The sequence below is a fragment of the Staphylococcus sp. FSL W8-1268 genome, from assembly GCF_038003965.1.
Taxonomy (GTDB): domain Bacteria; phylum Bacillota; class Bacilli; order Staphylococcales; family Staphylococcaceae; genus Staphylococcus; species Staphylococcus hominis.
In genome coordinates, this window is sequence record NZ_JBBOQE010000001.1 from 1928069 (window position 1) to 1945834 (window position 17766).

Annotated in this window: 19 protein-coding genes and 1 pseudogene; 6 read left to right on the forward strand and 14 right to left on the reverse strand. The window is 29.4% G+C overall.

The annotated features are described in order from the left end of the window. Positions 1 to 81: 81 nt before the first annotated feature. Both NST64_RS09815 and NST64_RS09820 read right to left on the reverse strand, forming a co-directional pair. Complete coding sequence (locus NST64_RS09815) at positions 82 to 1749, reverse strand: amino acid ABC transporter ATP-binding/permease protein (protein ID WP_064207277.1); 1668 nt, start codon at positions 1747 to 1749, stop codon at positions 82 to 84. Then, positions 1733 to 3376, reverse strand: a complete 1644-nt coding sequence (locus NST64_RS09820) for an ABC transporter ATP-binding protein/permease (protein WP_107632460.1) — start codon at positions 3374 to 3376, stop codon at positions 1733 to 1735. Before NST64_RS09820 ends, NST64_RS09815 begins: the two co-directional genes overlap by 17 nt. A 287-nt stretch (positions 3377 to 3663) precedes the next feature. Here NST64_RS09820 and NST64_RS09825 point away from each other — a divergent pair, with 287 nt between their 5' ends. The 4 genes and pseudogenes from NST64_RS09825 to NST64_RS09840 all read left to right on the forward strand — a co-directional run bounded on the left by NST64_RS09825 (position 3664) and on the right by NST64_RS09840 (position 6175). Continuing rightward, positions 3664 to 4533, forward strand: a complete 870-nt coding sequence (locus tag NST64_RS09825; protein ID WP_002455649.1) for an undecaprenyl-diphosphate phosphatase — start codon at positions 3664 to 3666, stop codon at positions 4531 to 4533. 141 nt (positions 4534 to 4674) lie between these two features. Next, positions 4675 to 5127: pseudogene (locus NST64_RS09830) on the forward strand (hypothetical protein); the annotation flags it as partial. A 23-nt stretch (positions 5128 to 5150) separates the two neighbouring features. Continuing rightward, positions 5151 to 5612 carry a YaiI/YqxD family protein gene (locus NST64_RS09835; protein WP_107632461.1) on the forward strand — a complete coding sequence of 154 codons (462 nt, stop codon included), beginning with the start codon at positions 5151 to 5153 and terminating at the stop codon, positions 5610 to 5612. Next, complete coding sequence (locus tag NST64_RS09840) at positions 5609 to 6175, forward strand: LOG family protein (protein WP_107632462.1); 567 nt, start codon at positions 5609 to 5611, stop codon at positions 6173 to 6175. Before NST64_RS09835 ends, NST64_RS09840 begins: the two co-directional genes overlap by 4 nt. Positions 6176 to 6400: 225 nt before the next feature. Here NST64_RS09840 and NST64_RS09845 read toward each other — a convergent pair whose 3' ends face one another. The 5 genes from NST64_RS09845 to NST64_RS09865 form a co-directional block, all read right to left on the reverse strand. Then, positions 6401 to 6946 (reverse strand): GNAT family N-acetyltransferase, encoded by a 546-nt coding sequence (locus tag NST64_RS09845; RefSeq protein ID WP_002449584.1) that lies wholly within the window; start codon positions 6944 to 6946, stop codon positions 6401 to 6403. A gap of 100 nt (positions 6947 to 7046) precedes the next feature. Beyond that, the gene (locus NST64_RS09850; protein ID WP_002449559.1) at positions 7047 to 7343 is read right to left on the reverse strand and encodes a hypothetical protein; all 297 of its coding nucleotides are present in this window, start codon (positions 7341 to 7343) and stop codon (positions 7047 to 7049) included. A gap of 154 nt (positions 7344 to 7497) precedes the next feature. Then, complete coding sequence (locus NST64_RS09855; protein WP_049437518.1) at positions 7498 to 7875, reverse strand: SA0632 family lipoprotein; 378 nt, start codon at positions 7873 to 7875, stop codon at positions 7498 to 7500. Between the two features lie 67 nt (positions 7876 to 7942). Further along, positions 7943 to 8071 carry a hypothetical protein gene (locus NST64_RS09860; protein WP_275126705.1) on the reverse strand — a complete coding sequence of 43 codons (129 nt, stop codon included), beginning with the start codon at positions 8069 to 8071 and terminating at the stop codon, positions 7943 to 7945. Between the two features lie 147 nt (positions 8072 to 8218). Further along, positions 8219 to 8395 (reverse strand): GNAT family acetyltransferase, encoded by a 177-nt coding sequence (locus tag NST64_RS09865; RefSeq protein ID WP_107632463.1) that lies wholly within the window; start codon positions 8393 to 8395, stop codon positions 8219 to 8221. 122 nt (positions 8396 to 8517) lie between these two features. On the opposite strand from NST64_RS09865, the gene NST64_RS09870 reads away from it, so the two are divergent. Continuing rightward, on the forward strand, positions 8518 to 9207 hold the full coding sequence (locus NST64_RS09870) for a DUF1129 family protein (protein ID WP_002455652.1): 690 nt from the start codon (positions 8518 to 8520) through the stop codon (positions 9205 to 9207). Between the two features lie 185 nt (positions 9208 to 9392). Here the strand turns inward: NST64_RS09870 and NST64_RS09875 are convergent, their stop codons facing one another. The 3 genes from NST64_RS09875 to NST64_RS09885 all read right to left on the reverse strand — a co-directional run bounded on the left by NST64_RS09875 (position 9393) and on the right by NST64_RS09885 (position 12164). Next, the gene (locus tag NST64_RS09875; RefSeq protein ID WP_002449565.1) at positions 9393 to 10613 is read right to left on the reverse strand and encodes a sugar efflux transporter; all 1221 of its coding nucleotides are present in this window, start codon (positions 10611 to 10613) and stop codon (positions 9393 to 9395) included. Between the two features lie 46 nt (positions 10614 to 10659). Beyond that, complete coding sequence (locus tag NST64_RS09880; protein WP_049418600.1) at positions 10660 to 11514, reverse strand: LysR family transcriptional regulator; 855 nt, start codon at positions 11512 to 11514, stop codon at positions 10660 to 10662. A 92-nt stretch (positions 11515 to 11606) separates the two neighbouring features. Continuing rightward, the gene (locus tag NST64_RS09885; protein ID WP_002449585.1) at positions 11607 to 12164 is read right to left on the reverse strand and encodes a DUF402 domain-containing protein; all 558 of its coding nucleotides are present in this window, start codon (positions 12162 to 12164) and stop codon (positions 11607 to 11609) included. Positions 12165 to 12379: 215 nt separating this feature from the next. Between NST64_RS09885 and NST64_RS09890 the strand changes: the two genes are divergently transcribed. Then, positions 12380 to 13483, forward strand: a complete 1104-nt coding sequence (locus NST64_RS09890) for a 5-methyltetrahydropteroyltriglutamate--homocysteine S-methyltransferase (protein WP_049418598.1) — start codon at positions 12380 to 12382, stop codon at positions 13481 to 13483. Positions 13484 to 13591: 108 nt separating this feature from the next. Here the strand turns inward: NST64_RS09890 and NST64_RS09895 are convergent, their stop codons facing one another. The 4 genes from NST64_RS09895 to NST64_RS09910 form a co-directional block, all read right to left on the reverse strand. Then, positions 13592 to 14083, reverse strand: a complete 492-nt coding sequence (locus tag NST64_RS09895) for a cupin domain-containing protein (protein WP_049335017.1) — start codon at positions 14081 to 14083, stop codon at positions 13592 to 13594. After that, on the reverse strand, positions 14083 to 14799 hold the full coding sequence (locus tag NST64_RS09900) for a YebC/PmpR family DNA-binding transcriptional regulator (RefSeq protein ID WP_002455657.1): 717 nt from the start codon (positions 14797 to 14799) through the stop codon (positions 14083 to 14085). Before NST64_RS09900 ends, NST64_RS09895 begins: the two co-directional genes overlap by 1 nt. Positions 14800 to 14943: 144 nt before the next feature. After that, positions 14944 to 15303 (reverse strand): transcriptional regulator, SarA/Rot family, encoded by a 360-nt coding sequence (locus NST64_RS09905; RefSeq protein ID WP_002449574.1) that lies wholly within the window; start codon positions 15301 to 15303, stop codon positions 14944 to 14946. A 149-nt stretch (positions 15304 to 15452) separates the two neighbouring features. Then, a complete protein-coding gene (locus tag NST64_RS09910; RefSeq protein WP_107632385.1) occupies positions 15453 to 17591 on the reverse strand; it encodes a helix-turn-helix transcriptional regulator in 2139 nt (712 codons plus the stop codon). Between the last annotated feature and the right edge of the window lie 175 nt (positions 17592 to 17766).

The window sequence follows — 17766 nt, forward strand, 5'->3', positions numbered from 1 at the left end:
TCATTTCAAAATGTAATTTATATATTTATCAATAGTAGAAAACCTGAGATCATTTTTTAAAGCTATCTCAGGTTTTTTATTTTATAATTTATTAATATGAATCATGCGATTTAAATAACCCTTATTTTGACTTAATGATACATAATCTCCGTACTCAACAACCTCACCTTCAACCATTACGATAATGGTATCGAAATATGGAAGTAAGTCTAAATCATGTGTAGCAACAACTAATGTTTCTGCTTGCTTGTTAATTTCTTTCATTACATTGGTCGTATTATCTTCATCAAGCGCTGTAGTTGGCTCATCTAATAGCCAAATGTTAGATGATTTTAAAAATAAACGTGCTAAAGATAAACGTTGAATTTCACCGCCAGATAAAGAAGTTCCATCTAAAGTCAATTGCGTGTTCAAATTTAAGTAACTTAAATTCAACATATTTAAAACATCGATTAAGTTTTCATCTTTTTGATTAGATAATAAATTTTCTCTAACAGTACCATCAAATATTTGTTGGGATTGTAATAACGCATTGATTTCATTATATCTATCGTTTTCATTAATTTGAGTAATAGATTGTCCGTATAACTCAACACGACCTTCTTCTATTTCATATAATCCACATAGCAGTTGCATTAACGTACTTTTCCCTGAACCAGAAGGTCCAATGATAGCTACTTTTTCACCTTTATGGATGGTTAAATTAATATCGTTTAATACTAATGTTTCTTGATTAAAATATTTAAATTTTAGATTAGAAATACTAAATACAGGTTCTTGTTTCGTCTGTACAGTTAACTTAGGTGTAGTGATCGAAGAATGAAACACCTCATTAATATCTGTTAACGCTTGATCTGTATCTGCTTTATAATAAGCAAAATTACTCATTGGAATAGCCTGTTCGAACAAAGTTAAAATCATTAATATCATACTCGTTACATATATAACATCTAAATATCCATGTTCAATTTGTACCACGGCTAAAGCTAAACTTAAAAAAATCGTTATAATAGAAATGAGATTCAATATATAATCATAAAATGTTAAAAAACGATTTTCTTTAGCTTGTAATCTATCATAGTATTCTAATGACTTAACGACTTTCTTTTTATATGCATCTTGTTGATTAAAAGTAATTAACTCTTGATAACCCGCTTTATAATCATAAAACTCACCTAACATTTTTTGTTCATGAGTAGTAACTTGTTGTTTAAGTATGCGTACACGCTTAGCACTTAGCCATGGTATAATCCATAAATAAAATAGCATACTTATGACAATTAAAATAGCATGAGCAATACTAAAATAAATTAATGCAACAGCAGCAATTAGCGCAGTTAAACCTATTACAAAAGGAGGATAATATACACGTAAATATATATTTTGTAGTGACTCTACTTTATTGACCATTCTTGAGATTAAATCGCTCGATCTAAATTTACGATAAATATTAGGCACTCTTGGAAAAAGTTGCTTTACAAACTGTACTCTTATATTCCTTAACATTGTAAATGTAGTTCGATGGGATAATAACCTTTCAACATATCGCGTCATAGCACGTAAAAATCCAAATAATTTTACAGAAACGACAAGTATCATCAATGCATAAATAGGCATGCCTAGTGCACTTTGAGTTACCATATATCCACTTAAAAAGAACATTGTAAGTGCTATTAGGCTTCCGGTAATGCTTACTAATATTGCTAAAAATAAATCTTTATCTAAATGAAATTTAATATGTGGTTTCATCTTTATTCACCACCTTATTTAATTGCGTAGAAATTCGATTATCATCTTTAATAAGATGACCTTCTTTTACATATAAACGTCGGGTTGCACGACGTATAGTCGAATTACGATGTGCGATTGTAATTGTGGTAGCATGCTTAAAGTTATGCTCTAATGTTTGTTGAACAACACGTTCAGTTTCAATATCTAAACCTGTAGTAGGCTCGTCAAATATTAGAATACTTGGACGTAGTAATAGTACTCTACAAAGTTCTATTCTTCTCATTTGACCACCAGATAACATTTCCCCACCTTCACCAATTACAGTGTGAATTCCTTTATTTAAGCTTAAAATCTTTTCTTTAAGTCCTACTGTTTCTAAAGTTTGTAAAATTTTTTCATCTGAAACCTCATTAAACATTGTAATATTATCTTTAACAGACGCTGAAAAAATATATGGCCGTTGGTTTAACATACCTATATCTGTAACTTCAGAATTAAATATAATGCGACCTTTTGTAGGTGTTATCATTTGCTGAATAAGATTCGCTAATGTGGATTTTCCAGCGCCACTTGGACCAACAATTGCAATTTTTTCTCCTTGATTGATCGAAAAAGTTATATCTTTTAAGGCATATAGAGTCGTATTAGGATATTGATAACTTACTTTATCGAAATAAATTTGATTTTGCTGATTCTGATTTATGGTAGGCGTGTTGATATTTGATTCTTCAACATTATTTAAAAAATCAAAAATAATATCACTTGCTCCTTCACTTTGTTTACCAGTATGGAAGGCTTGACCTAAATCTTTAATTGCATTGTAAAATTCTGGCGCTAAAATAATCGCAATTACAGCAATTTTAAAGTTGATATGGTGAAACACGACTAAACTTAACGTCGCTTCTAGTGCAATTAAACCAATACCTAACATACTTATAAACTCAAGCATAAGGCCAGATAGAAATGCACTTTTCAAAATTTTCATCGTTAAATCCCTAAAGCGTGTGCTCTCTTTATATATGCGATTTTCCGTCTCCGTTGTTCGTCTAAATAGTCTTAAAGTAATCAAACCTTTAGCTATATTTAAAAAGCGTTGGCTAAATTGATTTAAATACGTCATTTGTTCTTTAGATTCGTCTCGTGTTTTCAAGCCAAAAATAATATAAAATAATGGAATAAATGGTGCAGTAACCGCCATAATAATAGCAGTATTAAGATGTATAAAACACATTACAATAATAATGACGAAAGGTATGCACATAGATTTAAACACTTGTGGCAAGTAATTATTAAAAAAGGGTGTAATTCCATCTATAACTTCAGTTAAAATGTTTGTTTGTACGCCAATTGAAGCTTTAGACTTACTTGTTACTATTTTTTGACGAAGGTCATGTTTAACTTTGTAAGCTAAAATATCACCTAATCGTTGATTCAACATATTAAACGTTACTCTCAAAATTAATACGATTAAAATAGTAAATAACAATGGATAAATAGCTGAAACCTTGTGGTACAAGACTTGATTCAAAAACCCAGCAATTCCAATATTTTGAATCACTACACATATGGCTAACAATACACTAGTCATCCCCATAAAAATTGGAAATAATTTATATTTAAAGACTAAACTCATTAAATTTTTCAAATTTCTTCACCTAATGCTTTATTATAGAAGCTTGATCACAAATAATCATTTAATTGATTTCAAAGTTAAGTGACAATATTATGTCATTTCTTTGAATTAATTATCTTTCACACAATACAACAAAATAGTTTTTTTATTTCAAAACAACATGATATTATTATCATATCCACCGGTAATTATTAGTAAATTATTATTTCAATATGCTATGATAATAAAGTGAATTTTTTAAAATAAAACATTTAGCATAAATGAAAGTTCATTTTTTACATAAAAGAAAGAGGTTACTTATGATAATTATTGAATTTATTAAGGCGTTAATTTTAGGTATTGTAGAAGGTCTTACTGAATTTGCTCCTGTTTCATCTACAGGACATATGATTCTTGTAGATGATATGTGGTTACAATCGTCTCAATTTTTAGGTTCTCATTCAGCTTTTACTTTTAAAATTGTCATTCAACTCGGTTCTGTGTTTGCTGCTGCATGGGTGTTCCGTGAACGTTACTTCGAAATGTTACATATCGGAAAATACAAACATGTTGCTCATAGTGAGGGAATGCGTTCTAAACCTCGCCGATTGAACTTACTCCATGTATTAGTAGGTATGATTCCAGCTGGAATTTTAGGTGTTCTTTTTGATGACTTTATTGAAGCGCATTTATTTAGTGTACCCACTGTAATGATTGGTTTATTCATTGGTGCTATTTATATGATTATTGCTGATAAATACAGTACTAAAGTAAAGCACCCGCAAACAGTCGATCAAATTAATTATTTCCAAGCATTTGTCATTGGTATTTCTCAAGCAGTTGCAATGTGGCCTGGTTTCAGTAGATCTGGATCAACAATTTCTACTGGGGTATTAATGAAACTCAATCATAAATCTGCTTCTGATTTCACGTTTATTATGGCAGTCCCAATTATGTTAGCTGCAAGTGCATTATCATTACTTAAAAATTATCAATATATTGATCTTGCACATGTCCCATTTTATATTATTGGATTCTTAGCAGCATTTATTGTCGGTTTAATTGCAATTAAAACGTTCTTACATTTAATTAATAAAGTGAAGTTAGTACCATTTGCGATTTATCGAATCGTACTAGTTATTTTTATTGCTATTCTTTATTTCGGATTCGGTATTGGTAAAGGTATTTAATGATATCACACTAAAATTCTTTTTGAATTTTAGTGTTTTTTTATAAAAATTTTAGATAACTATTTTAATCTAGTGCAATCGTTTGAATTCCTGTATCATAGGGTAATGAAAGAGAAAGAAAATTTTATGGGGGCAACGAGTATGGACAAAAAACAAGTTATTAAAACAGCAATTAACGTGTTACCGATATTTATCGTACCACTAGTTGTAGAACGTAAAAAAATTAAGTCTCATCCAGATGTTCAAAAAGCTTCGCATGCAACTTCACATGCTACACATACGGTAGCAAATAAGGCATCTAGTGTTAAAGATTACTTTGGTGATAAAAAACAAGAGTTCGATAATAAGCGTGAACTCAAAAAAATTGCTAAAGAAAATGATCCTAAATATATTAAGAAAAAAGGATCAAAATTAGCTAAAAAGAACCATAAACAATCTTCTAAATTAGAGAAAAAACTTCAAAAAAATATTGATAAACGTCATAAAGAAGAAGAAAAAATTCAAAAACATAATGAAAAACAGCGAATTAAAGAAATGAAGAAATATGATAACTATAATGCTGACAGTATTATTACTCAAGATAAAGCGTTACATTCAGAAAAGGTTACAAATAAATAATGACAACCATATTTGTTGATGGTGATGCTTGTCCAGTCGTTAATGAAATTATTGATTTAACAGCTGAGACAGGCTTTTTTGTTACGATTTTACGGAGCTTTAGTCATTTTTCTCATTCTCATTATCCAAGTCATGTAAATATACTATACGTTGACGATGGACCAGATGCAGTTGATTACAAAATTATACAACTTGTAACAACGAGTGATATTGTGATTACTCAAGACTATGGATTAGCTAGTTTATTACTAAAGAAAGCTAGAATTATAATGCATCATAAAGGATTTATCTATAACGAAAATAATATGGATATATTACTTCAACAGCGTTATAATAATGCACAAATTAGAAAACAAGGTGGACGTCATAAAGGACCCTCCCCTTTTTCAAAAGCAGACCGACAGCATTTTTGTGATGTTTTTCAAACCTTACTTAATCAATTAATGGAGGATACAAAATGAAACGTATAGCAGTATATTGTGGAGCAAGTAAAGGGAATAATCCCATTTATATTAAAGAAGCGTATCAATTAGGAAAATATATGGCTGAACAAGGTTATGAACTCATTTTTGGAGCTGGTTCAGTAGGTATCATGGGCGCTATTCAAGACGGCGTACTAGATTACGGAGGCCATGCAATTGGAGTCATGCCTAAAATGTTAGATGAACGTGAAATTACTAGTCAAAAAGTAAGTGAGCTCATTCTTGTAGACTCAATGCACGAACGCAAAGAAAAAATGACTGAATTAGCAGATGCTTTTGTTATGGCACCAGGAGGAGCTGGTTCTCTTGAAGAATTTTTCGAAATGTATAGCTGGGCACAAATTGGTATACATCAAAAACCAATCGGCATCTTTAATTTAAATGGATTCTTTAATCCGCTTCAAACTTTGATTGATCATATGATTGAAGAAGGTTTTATCGATAAAAAATATAAAGCGTTAGCACCTTTATATGACACTAAAGAGGCTCTAATTGATGGATTACTTAATTATAAATCTCTTGGTGTTAGAACCTATGATTGATTAATACTATAAAAAAGATGGGCCAACGAATTCTTTTTGAATTCGTTGGCTCATCCTGGTTTCGGCACCCAAATGTAGAGACTTTCGTGTTGAGTGTTTCTATATTTAGGTTTAGGATTAGCAATAAATTTGTTTTTTATCGTCACATTTTTTATGTAGCCCATGACTTTTAATATGCTAAAAAACCTCTGGGGTTTCTATCTATTTTCTAGTCTTTATTAATATTTATATGTTTAACTTTTTTTGATATCTTACATGTCTTTTAAGTGGATGATATTTACTTAGTTCAGGTAGTTCAAAATAATCAAATAATGACATTCCAATTTTTTCCATTACTTTTCGAGAGGCCAAATTCCCCTCAGCTGTAAGACTAAATACTTCTTCTATGCCTTTTTCTTTTGCATACTCTAAAACAGCCATAGCACCTTCAGTAGCAATACCATTCCCCCATACTTCAGGGATAAGTCGCCATCCAATTTCATATATAGGTAAATTTTCAAAAGGATATTTACTATCTTTTGGTAAGTAGTTTAACCCTATATACCCTAACCATGCTCCTGTCTCTTTAAGCTCAACAGCAAACAGCCCAATTCCTTTTTCCTTTAAAATGTCATCCATTTGTTGCATATCTAATTCTGAACGTCTATAACTTAATAGACTTGGAAAATAGCGTCTTACCTGAGGATTTGCATTCATTTTTTGAAAAGATAATAAATCTTTTTCTTCCCAATCACGCAATCTCAATCTTTCTGTTTCTATATAAACAACCATTTATCCACACTCCATTACCCAAATACAATTATGAAAAAAGTGTGACATGGAGTATATAACCATAACACACTTCGTTTCGTTCATTTTGATTAAAAGATTATTAATTTTTTGAAATATAACTTATTAATTCGATATGTACTGGAATCTCTTTTAACTTATTACGTTGATTTTTAGGTGCTACAAATGTTGCATCGATATAATCATTACGATGATTAAGTTTGAAAGTAGCTACAAATGTATCACTTTCTGATTCAAAATTTGGCAAGTGTGCCACAACACGTTTAATGTCTCCAGTTGAATGAGTTACTGTACGTCCAGTAATATTTTCAATCTCTTTACCTAATTCTGGAAGTGTAATGTCACGTCCCTCTAAGATTTGAAAATCATGTTCATGCATAGTTATCTCTCCCATACTATAAATTATGTACTGAATTTTATTATTATATTTTTAAACTTTATTTTCAAATATATGAATATTATATTCAAAATGTATTTAAATACTATTACCCTTCTTATTCTATCGTCAAACCTGCAGCCTTTTAAAACCTATATTAGTTACTCTTTGTAGACGAACTAGAACTTGTATTATTATTTGATTGTTCACTATTTGAGTCACTACTTTGTTCTTCAGTACTACTAGAACTTTCATTTGATAGATTCGTTTGATTTGAGTTATCCTTTTTGGATTTTTCAGTTTCTTGTTTAACTGATTCTTTGGCAACAGAACTATCTACTTCTTTTTGTAACTTTTCTCGTTGCGCATTGAGCTTTTCTTTTTGTTTCTCTAGATTATTTTTTTCATTTTTTAAATCTTTATTTTCTTTTTCTAGCTGTTTAATATCATTTTCTAAAGATACTTTTTCTTCACTTTTACCACATGCTGACAATATTAAAGTCGCTAATAGTAAAAGTACAATCCACTTCTTCATATATTTCTCCTTTAAATATATATCAATAACACTTATTTTAACATGAAATGTGGCTTGATTCATTTTATTATTTTAAGTTTTTTCGCATTTTAACATGAGCCATATCATATTCTTGTTTACGATTGATATGACTCATTTGATTATTATTCGCCTCCACTGTACTTTCGATAGAATGAGCATTTTTTCTATCGCCCATTGTTCTAATGTCAGTTTTAAATTAGTAGCTATCCCACTGTTTAGAAAACGAGGGTGTGTATATAACATTTCAATCGTTACCACTTTCGTACTCGTTTCAAATTGATCTCAAGTGAAAGCAAAAGGTTCTCTAAAATCATGGTTTGACTCAATAACATAAATAATATCTTGGTTCGTTTTTTAATCTTCTCTCAAATATTTCTTGTCTTAATGCTATAGAAAGTGTTGTAGCATGATAATTTAATTCACTTTTTTCTAAGTAATATTCATGAATACGTGCAATATTCTCAATTAATTGATAATCAGTCATTGAAAGAATTCTCATTTTATATTCTCCCTATTTATACATTATATTCTTTACATAACTATGATATGATTATTCATATTTAATATGTAATAATCAACTTTTAAAATTTTTAAATATTTTTATTTTTAAGGGGATAATAAATGAAATCGACTGCAACATTAGCCCGTGAAAACAACGTAAAATCAATGCGTTTAAATAATACGGATCGAGAAATTTTTGAAAACTATATGACTTATATTAGAGCAGATTTACGTGTAAATCCACATGATAGTGAACTCATGCTCAATCGTATTTTGAAGGAGTTACTTGCCGCAGAGAAGGATGGAACTTTAGCTCTTGAATTTTTCGATCATGATCCAAAAGCACATGCTAAAAAACAACTTAAATCCCTACCAAATGAAACAATTAAAAATATTGTTAAATCTATTTTTAGAAATTTTATCTTTTTAGTGGGTATATTCTTTTTCTTTAAAGGGTTTATCGGTTTTTTTATTCCTGATAATCATAATGAAGTATATTTATATACCTTTCCCATTACGCTCTTCATTGGTTTAGCTATTATATTTCTCTTTATTTTAGTCGTTTTTAAAACTGTTCAATTACAGTGTTTTAATAATTCGCATTGGATTTGGTGGTTTAATTACTGTATTATCGCATTACTAGTAGTAGCACTGTTTTATGTGTTTTTTATTCCACAGTCATTTTTGGCATATGGACCTAGTATTCGAATTAATAATTGGGCATTTATTATCATCTCTTTAATTATTACACCTATTGCTTTCTATATAGAACATCATTTTGTTGATGAAGATTCAAATACTGTGTTATAAAAATATTAAATAAGAGCCTAGAATATTATTTTCAGAAAAATAACAACTCATTGAGCTATATATAAACAAAATAATTATAAAAAAGACCCTTTTCCTATTATTTCAATAGAAGAAGTGGTCTCTTTCATTTGTCGAAGTATTTAATGTCCTAGACTTTTATTTTCATACATCATCATTTCTATTAATTATTGTATATTCATACTTGAAGATGTAAACGTTTGATCTTTAGTGAACCATATTAAAATCATCCCAATAAAAATAGATAAGGCAGAAACATAAAAAACGTTTTCTAATCCGACCCAATGACTCATTACGCCCCCTAATAAGTTTCCACATAATTGTCCTATTACCATTGCATTAGCAAATAAAGTCGAAGCATAACCAGGAAAGTCAGGTAATATATCTTGGAAATAACTAATACCCAGTCCTAATAAAATCGCTAAATAAAATGCTAAAAATACTTGTCCTATCATCATCATATATATATTTTCAAATATACCAATACTAAAATAGAATAGACCACCACTTATGGCTCCTAGTATAAGCAAAGTGCGTGTAGATAATTTGGATGCTAAAATCCCCAATATAACCATAAAAGGAACCTCTAAGCCGGCACATAAACTTGCTAAAGTACCTACATAACCTTCTCGTTCTTTCAAATATTCTGTAACGAATAATGGCATATTCATTGTATACATCCACTGACCAATATGTAGAAGTATAAAAGCAATAAATGGAATAAATAAAGTTTTATCTTTTAACATATTAGGTGCAGTTATTTCAATACTAGCAGTATCTTTAACTTGGTCGTTTATAGTCAGATTTAAATCCTTATAAAAGAATATTTGTAACAACAGTGTAAATAATAAAATGATAACCGTGCCGCCAAATAGCCCTGCATAACCCATAAATTGAATGAGGTATGCACCAATGAGTGGACCAAATAAAAAGCCAAAAGAGAACATTGATCTTAATACAGTATTAGCAAATTTCGCATTATTTCTTGATGAAGAGGCATTAATAGATTCTCTAGCGGATGCATATAATTGGGGCATTGCAGGGGCGAATAATCCTTGAAATATCGCATATACTATAATAAATAGCCATATATGATGTATGTAAAAATATATAGAAAAACTAAGTGCCCCCATAAATAGTGCGCAAATAATAAGTATTTTCCGATTAAGATGATGTGTATCTGAAAATCTAGCAACAATCGCATTTACAGTAAATTGACTTACTGCAGCCAAAGCCAAAAGCACACCAAACTGATTTGTCGACATTCCTAGTTCTTTTGTTGCGAATAAAACAAAGTATGGCACTGTAATGGCAATACCCATTCCTAAGAGCATCATATTAATAAGAAATAATTTATAGTTTTTAATATGCAATAGTGCTGAAAACATATACTATACCTCTATTCTTCTTTTAAATTGCAATATTGATTAACTATTATTTAGTAAAATTAAGCATTAAAGATACAAAAGTATCAACTTGTGGTAGTTGCAATATACTACTATCATAACTCATATACGTTGAGCGGATTAACGGAAGACCATCAATGTTGACTTTTTCAAATTCAAATACGTGATGATCAATATTCTTCATCATTATTTCTGGAAGAATAGTTACGCCTACACCACTTATTAGCATTTCTTTACATGTTGCCACTTGATCTACTGTAATGGTAGCATGATAATCTTGTCCAAATTTTTCACTATACCAATGATTAATTTGATTTATATATATTGGATCTGCTTGAAATTCAATAAATGGTAATTTTGAAACATCTTCATGACGTTCTTTTGGATAAATAAAATAATGTTCATCATCAAATAAATGGATATTTTTTAAATTCATTACTTTATTCCCTCTAGTAATTAAAAGGTGATAATCTCTATGATTAGACCTAATTTGCTCTGTTGAACCCACTTGAACCTGTATTTCTACATTAGGAAATTGTGTATTATACAAACTCAATACACGGGGCAATATTGTTTGTCCAATTAAAGATGAACATCCTATAGATATGGTTCCATTTACTTCCCCTATATGTGCTTGTATTTTGTCGAAAAACATTTTTTCTCGATTCAACATATCACGTGCATGTTCGATGATCATTGCACCTTCTGTAGTAGTAATCAATTGTTTTTTAGTACGAATAAATATTTCTACTCCAAACGCATGTTCAATTGTTTTTAAGCGTTGTGTGACTGCTGGTTGTGATATATATAAAATTTCAGCAGCTTTTCTTAACGTTTTCGTTTCATCTAATGTAATTAATAATTGATAATCTTCAATTTTCATAGCTTCCCCCTTATGTTTATCCACGAATACGGCTATGATGGTAAATAAAATTGATACTATTTCATTATTGTTTTAGTACTAAAGAAATATAATTACGCTTTCTTATGCTTATTTAATTTACCTATCATCTTTTTATAACAATGCATAATTCGATGATGTATCTCTGCAAAATTGTCATCAATCTCAATCATCAATTGATGCGCGATAATATAGGCTTCATGGAATTGTTTCTTCGTAATTTGTCCATTTTTCAAAGCTAGTTCTAAATCATGTTCATCTACTAACTCATATTCACCAGTAGATGGTAAAACCAGCACATCTAAAAATAAATCTAATGTTCTCGCGTTCCCTTTTTGAGTAATATTTTTAATGTTAATATCAAAATAGTACTCTAATGGATTCCCCTTATCATCAAACATTGCAGTAATACTATAGCGTTTTTTTTCCGGCAGAATTTGTAACCATTTATAGTTATTATCTACTACAACTACATTTTGATCGACCACCGTCACCTCTAAAGGCTCACGCACCTTTTTCATCGTGACCAAGCCAATAATACCTTTAAACCTATTATTATTTACCTTAACTTCTATGTAATCACGTTCAATTAGGCGACGCCAGTGACGTTTATCTATGTATTTAATTTTCACAAAGCCACCAACTCCTTGTCATTATTATATTAAACTAAGTAAACCATGTCATCTTATGGCATGTTTTATTACTTTTAACATATAAATTATTTAAATTTTCAATTTCATTTTACTATAACTATTAAATTTTTAGGTAAAATTGACAAAAACACTAAGTTTTGATAGTTTTATTCTATATTATCTGAAAATTCTAAATAAAAGGAGCATTTTTAATTATGACAGTTAGACCTTTTCGAGCAGATCACGTGGGAAGTTTATTACGTCCTAAGCGCCTAAAAGAAGCACGATTTAAATTTAATAATAACGAATTATCTTTAGATGAATTAACACGTATTGAAGATGAAGAAATCGAACGTATTATTGAAAAACAAATTGAGATTGGTTTACATAGCATTACAGATGGAGAATTTCGTAGAAGTTGGTGGCACTTTGATTTTCTAGAGAATATTAATGGCGTTGAAGGATATACTCCTGATCATGGATTAGAATTCGAAGGTGTAGAAACACGTGCACATAATGTGAGAATTGTGGACAAAGTATCATTTAATCCAAATCACCCACACTTTGAACACTTTAAGTTTTTATATAAAAAAGTGGCTGGTCGCGCAACTGCTAAAGTATCAATACCTAGTCCAAATCAATTGTTCCATCCTAATATTTTAAACGAAACGATTTATCCTAATATAGAAGATTTTGCAAATGATATTGCAAAAGTTTATCATGAGACGTTACAAGCATTTTATGACTTAGGAGCACGCTATATTCAATTAGATGACGTATACTGGGCTGGTTTAACTGACGGTACTCAAAAAGTGAGAGGTCGTCAACGCTCTGAAGATGAAAAACTAAAAGCACGTGATTTAGCCTATAAAGTGATTAATAAAGCTATCGAAGGACTACCAAATGATTTAATTCTGACTACTCATATTTGTCGTGGTAACTATAAATCAACTTGGGCAATTTCTGGAGGATATGAAGCCATCGCCCCTTATCTATTTAAAGAAAATTTAAATGGTTTCTTTTTAGAGTATGATGATGAACGTTCAGGTGATTTCGAACCGCTTCGTTTCTTTAATGACAATGCTTATGCAGTTCTAGGACTGATCACCTCTAAAACAGGTGAATTGGAAAATAAAGAAACAATTAAAAAAAGAATTAAAGAAGCAGAACAATATGTAAATATTGACCATATCTGTATTAGTCCACAATGTGGTTTTGCTTCTACAGAAGAAGGCAACGCTCTAACTGAACAAGAACAATGGAACAAATTAGCCTATGTTGTAGAATTAGCTAATGAACTTTTTGGCACTGCTGAATAGAAAATGGTCAGAAATGTTGTCCTCTATCTCTTTTTAAAATAAATCTTTTTAAAAAAGACACTTCATTAATGTAGTTATACTTAACTCGATTAATGAAGTGTCTAATTATTAATACTCAATGTTTTTCAATGCATATTTTTGAATCATTCGGCGATATTGTGGATATGCTTCTGTCAACTCATCTTGTGTGAATAATTCAAAATACTTAAATTCAAATGCAGGTTGACACATACAGCCTACTAAACTATAACCTTCCGAATGAGGTACACTCGAAGCAAAAATGGTTCCTTTGGGAACAACATATTGTAGTACTTCTCCATGGTCTACATTTGGACCTAACAAGACACTACGATATTGGCCATCTTCAGTTAACATATGTATCTCTAGTGATACACCAGCATGATAATACCATACTTCATCAGCATCTATACGATGAAAATGCGAAATATCATCTGCTTTTAATAAGAAAAGTATACTACTAAAAGATGCCCTTTCATCTTTCTTTACACCCTCCGGTCGAATAGTTTCTTTATAATATCCACCTTCTGGATGAGATTCCAAGTCTAACGATTGTATCCAAAACGAAGCCGTGTGTTTCACTATTTTAAGTCCACATTATGGAAAACATTTTGAACATCTTCTAAATCTTCAAGTGCATCAATAAGTTTTTCAAGTGTTGCTTGATCATCTGCTGAAAGTTCAATATCAGTCTGAGGTAACATTTCAAACTCTGCAATTTTAAAGTCTTCTACACCTGATTGACGTAGTGCCTCTTGTACTTGTGCAAATTGATCAGGTTCTGCATACACAATCGTCAAGCCATCTTCTTCAATAACGTCTCTTACATCTACATCTTGTTCCATCAATGTTTCTAGGACGTCATCGGCAGATTTTCCTTCGACACCAAACGTTGCAGTATGGTCAAACATATAAGCCACTGAACCAGATACACCCATATTACCACCATTTTTTCCAAATGCTGCTCTAACATCTGATGCTGTACGATTCACGTTATTAGTTAAGGCATCTACAATAAGCATAGAACCACTTGGACCAAATCCTTCATAACGTAGATGGTCATAATTTTCATCTCCACCGCCTTTAGCCTTATCGATGGCTCTATCTATAATATGATTTGGAACAGAATATGTTTTTGCTCTTTCTAGCACAAGTCTTAATGCTTGATTTGATTCAGGATCTGGCTCTCCTGATTTAGCTGCTACATAAATTTCTTTACCAAATTTTGCATATATTCTACTAGTATTTTTATCTTTTTGGGCTTTTTTTTCTTTAATATTATTCCATTTACGTCCCATATTGTCATCTCGCTTTCTTACTCAATAATACTTATTATATAGTATTAATAATTTATTGTCTAAATTGAAAAAAACGTTACTTCCTTATAAAAAATAAAATACTGACAAAGCATCCCCTTGTCAGTACTCTCCCAATTCATTTAGTTAATTATCTAAAAATCTTTCTACATCATTAAATAAAGCATTAAATTGATCAATATTAGATTTGTTCATATAGATAAAAATTTTACGTTCATCTTCTGTTGATCGAACTTTACTTAATTTCTCTTTTTCTATTAATCTGCGTATAGAAACAAGTAATTTTGTTCTACTTAATTCTAGTTCTTCAATTGCAACTTTTAAGAATGTTTGCATTAAAATTTGATCGTCTGCTGTGTATTCATAAGCTAATTTTAATAAAGCTAAATCATTTAAGGTTAGTTTGTATTCTTTCTCTATATATTCAGACAACGCTTTATATTGTTTATAGATTTTCAGCAAGCGATTTAATTCATCGTTACTCAAGCATTTGCACCTCCAATAAAAGCGAACAATTCAACATATATTATCCTTTAATTTTGGAGTTCTGTCTTTTGCATTTGTTTTGAATTTTTTGTTAAATTTACCAACAAACTCAAATATTGTTGTGAAAAACTTTTTTGAGATGAAATTTATTATTTATATATCTCAATTATATAAAGCCCGTTATAATCAAGTTTAATTTGTAATGCCTCTTTATTAAAGTTGTGTTCTCTAATTTTAAAAGAAGGATGTAATAAACGATTTACTTTCTTCAAGAATGTTTTAGACCATTGATAACGATTACGTATGTCTTCAGTAATAATATGATTAATATTGCCGTTATAATCATCAATCTGTTGAATTTTTATAAGATGATTTTTATTTGTCTTATGTTTAAAATCTACATATATATCAGTTTTTTCATAATTAGCATTTCGTGATTCACTTTCTAGAACACGCCAATCATATATAAATAGTATGAATTTATTTTCTTTTTCAATTACTATATAATGATCTTTAATGTATTTTGGTTCCTGACTAAGCGTCATGATATGGGCCATCATTGTTCCTAATATTGTTTTAAAACCTTTTTCATCAAAAAGATGTAAAGCATTAAATTGATGACTATCCTGTCTAAAATTGAAACCAATACCGTCAAAGTGTTGAGCTGATTTAATATTTGTTTCTACAATTAACGGGGCACTACTATTTAAGTCATTATATTCACTATTTAAAAACACATGATTTTCAACGTTTAAAAATATGATTCTTTGATTTTCTAAATCAATGTGATTTAAAATTTCACGTATATTTTGATAATGTAATATATTCTTTACTAATAAACGATTATTACCTTCTATTAAATAGGGTTGATTTAGTTTTGAATTATCAATAAACAGAAATTGGAAATTCACTCTTTTAATTTGCGATTCTAAAGTTTTAAATAAAACTGGATTATTTAGCAGGTTGCTAATTTCTAATCCAAAAGAAAACCGATTTGTTTTATGTTGTATTTTTAATATCATACGATAAATGGCTTTTAAATCAATCTTTTCTAAATCAAAAACAATACCTAATTCGTGATTTACATTTACTTCAACTTGGTGTATTTCAAGATAATCTAGTACATTTTCATATGTTATTTCAAGAAAATTAATTAGGTTTAAATCCTCAAGTTTAAAACTTATATTTAGATTTTTTCTAATAATATATTCAAATATTCGCTGAAGTTCTTTAACAGTGAAGTGTTCTTTTATTTCCTTCATATCCACTCTTACATAAATCATTAATGATGGACTCTCGTCAAGATAATCGATATATTTTTCTAAAAATAACAGTTTTATTTCTTCAATCGTATTGATTTGTACTACACATTGATAAGGTTTAATAAACATATCTAATTTTGAATCGAGATATATTTTATGTTCTGTTTTCTTTTGATAATAATATTGTTGTGACAGAATTATATCTCTTATATTTTGTAGACTATCATCAATATGAGTTTCATAATCCATAAAAATCATTTTTTCATATTTATTACATGATCTATATTCATTTGGTGTCATCCCCATATAACTTTTGAACGTTTTAGAATAACTTGATGCATTACTAAACCCTACTTTTTCACTAATTAAACTAATCGTATCGTCTGTTTTCAATAATAATTCAAATGAATTTGCAATTTTCAAAGTGTCTACATAAGTTTTAAAACTAATATTTAACAACTGTGTAAATTGTGATGATAAATTAGATTTAGATGTAAATAGATTAGATGAAACGTCTTTTAATGTTAATTTCTTTTCAATATTTTCATTAATATAGTCTAATACTTCACTTAACTCCCCATAATAAGCATAATTATATTGATCATTAGCAATATCTATTTCAACACTACCTTGTCTTCCAATAATTTGAACAATGTCAACTATGTATTTGTTATCTTCTGAAACAGATTTATGATTAATATGATTCATTGTTATCTGTAATAATGCTTTTTTTATTGCATTAATAGATTTAACTAAATTAATTGAATATTTATAATCAAAGAAATTAAATCCTTCTTCTTTAAACCAATCACTTGCAATATAAATCATTAATGTTTTCTCATTCTTATTAATTGAAAAAATATCTTTATTGTTTATAACGTAGAGATCATTATTAATCGTCACTTTTTTGGCAAAATGTTGAATTTCTAATGAACCTTCTATTGGGAACAGCAATATGATACCATCTTGACAACGTGTCATTTGATATTCATGCTTAGTAAGTACCTGAAAATACCCATTAGACATATACTAACCTCTTTCTAATCTTGGTAGTCCTTCTTTTAATGTGTTTATATAAAAATGCTAATTTATAAGTGTTTAAATGTAAATCTATCACAACATTAATACTAAATCAAAAATATGTATAAAATTAAATTAAGTCTGATTTTATATTAAATACATTTCATAATTATTTAAAAAA

Bases quoted from the DNA above. Each gene is read 5' to 3' on its own strand.
- NST64_RS09815 (WP_064207277.1), bottom strand. From the start codon at position 1,749: ATGAAACCACATATTAAATTTCATTTAGATAAAGATTTATTTTTAGCA.
- NST64_RS09825 (WP_002455649.1), top strand. From the start codon at position 3,664: ATGATAATTATTGAATTTATTAAGGCGTTAATTTTAGGTATTGTAGAA.
- NST64_RS09835 (WP_107632461.1), top strand. From the start codon at position 5,151: ATGACAACCATATTTGTTGATGGTGATGCTTGTCCAGTCGTTAATGAA.
- NST64_RS09840 (WP_107632462.1), top strand. From the start codon at position 5,609: ATGAAACGTATAGCAGTATATTGTGGAGCAAGTAAAGGGAATAATCCC.
- NST64_RS09845 (WP_002449584.1), bottom strand. From the start codon at position 6,946: ATGGTTGTTTATATAGAAACAGAAAGATTGAGATTGCGTGATTGGGAA.
- NST64_RS09850 (WP_002449559.1), bottom strand. From the start codon at position 7,343: ATGCATGAACATGATTTTCAAATCTTAGAGGGACGTGACATTACACTT.
- NST64_RS09855 (WP_049437518.1), bottom strand. From the start codon at position 7,875: ATGAAGAAGTGGATTGTACTTTTACTATTAGCGACTTTAATATTGTCA.
- NST64_RS09860 (WP_275126705.1), bottom strand. From the start codon at position 8,071: ATGGGCGATAGAAAAAATGCTCATTCTATCGAAAGTACAGTGGAGGCG.
- NST64_RS09865 (WP_107632463.1), bottom strand. From the start codon at position 8,395: ATGAGAATTCTTTCAATGACTGATTATCAATTAATTGAGAATATTGCA.
- NST64_RS09870 (WP_002455652.1), top strand. From the start codon at position 8,518: ATGAAATCGACTGCAACATTAGCCCGTGAAAACAACGTAAAATCAATG.
- NST64_RS09875 (WP_002449565.1), bottom strand. From the start codon at position 10,613: ATGTTTTCAGCACTATTGCATATTAAAAACTATAAATTATTTCTTATT.
- NST64_RS09880 (WP_049418600.1), bottom strand. From the start codon at position 11,514: ATGAAAATTGAAGATTATCAATTATTAATTACATTAGATGAAACGAAA.
- NST64_RS09890 (WP_049418598.1), top strand. From the start codon at position 12,380: ATGACAGTTAGACCTTTTCGAGCAGATCACGTGGGAAGTTTATTACGT.
- NST64_RS09900 (WP_002455657.1), bottom strand. From the start codon at position 14,799: ATGGGACGTAAATGGAATAATATTAAAGAAAAAAAAGCCCAAAAAGAT.
- NST64_RS09910 (WP_107632385.1), bottom strand. From the start codon at position 17,591: ATGTCTAATGGGTATTTTCAGGTACTTACTAAGCATGAATATCAAATG.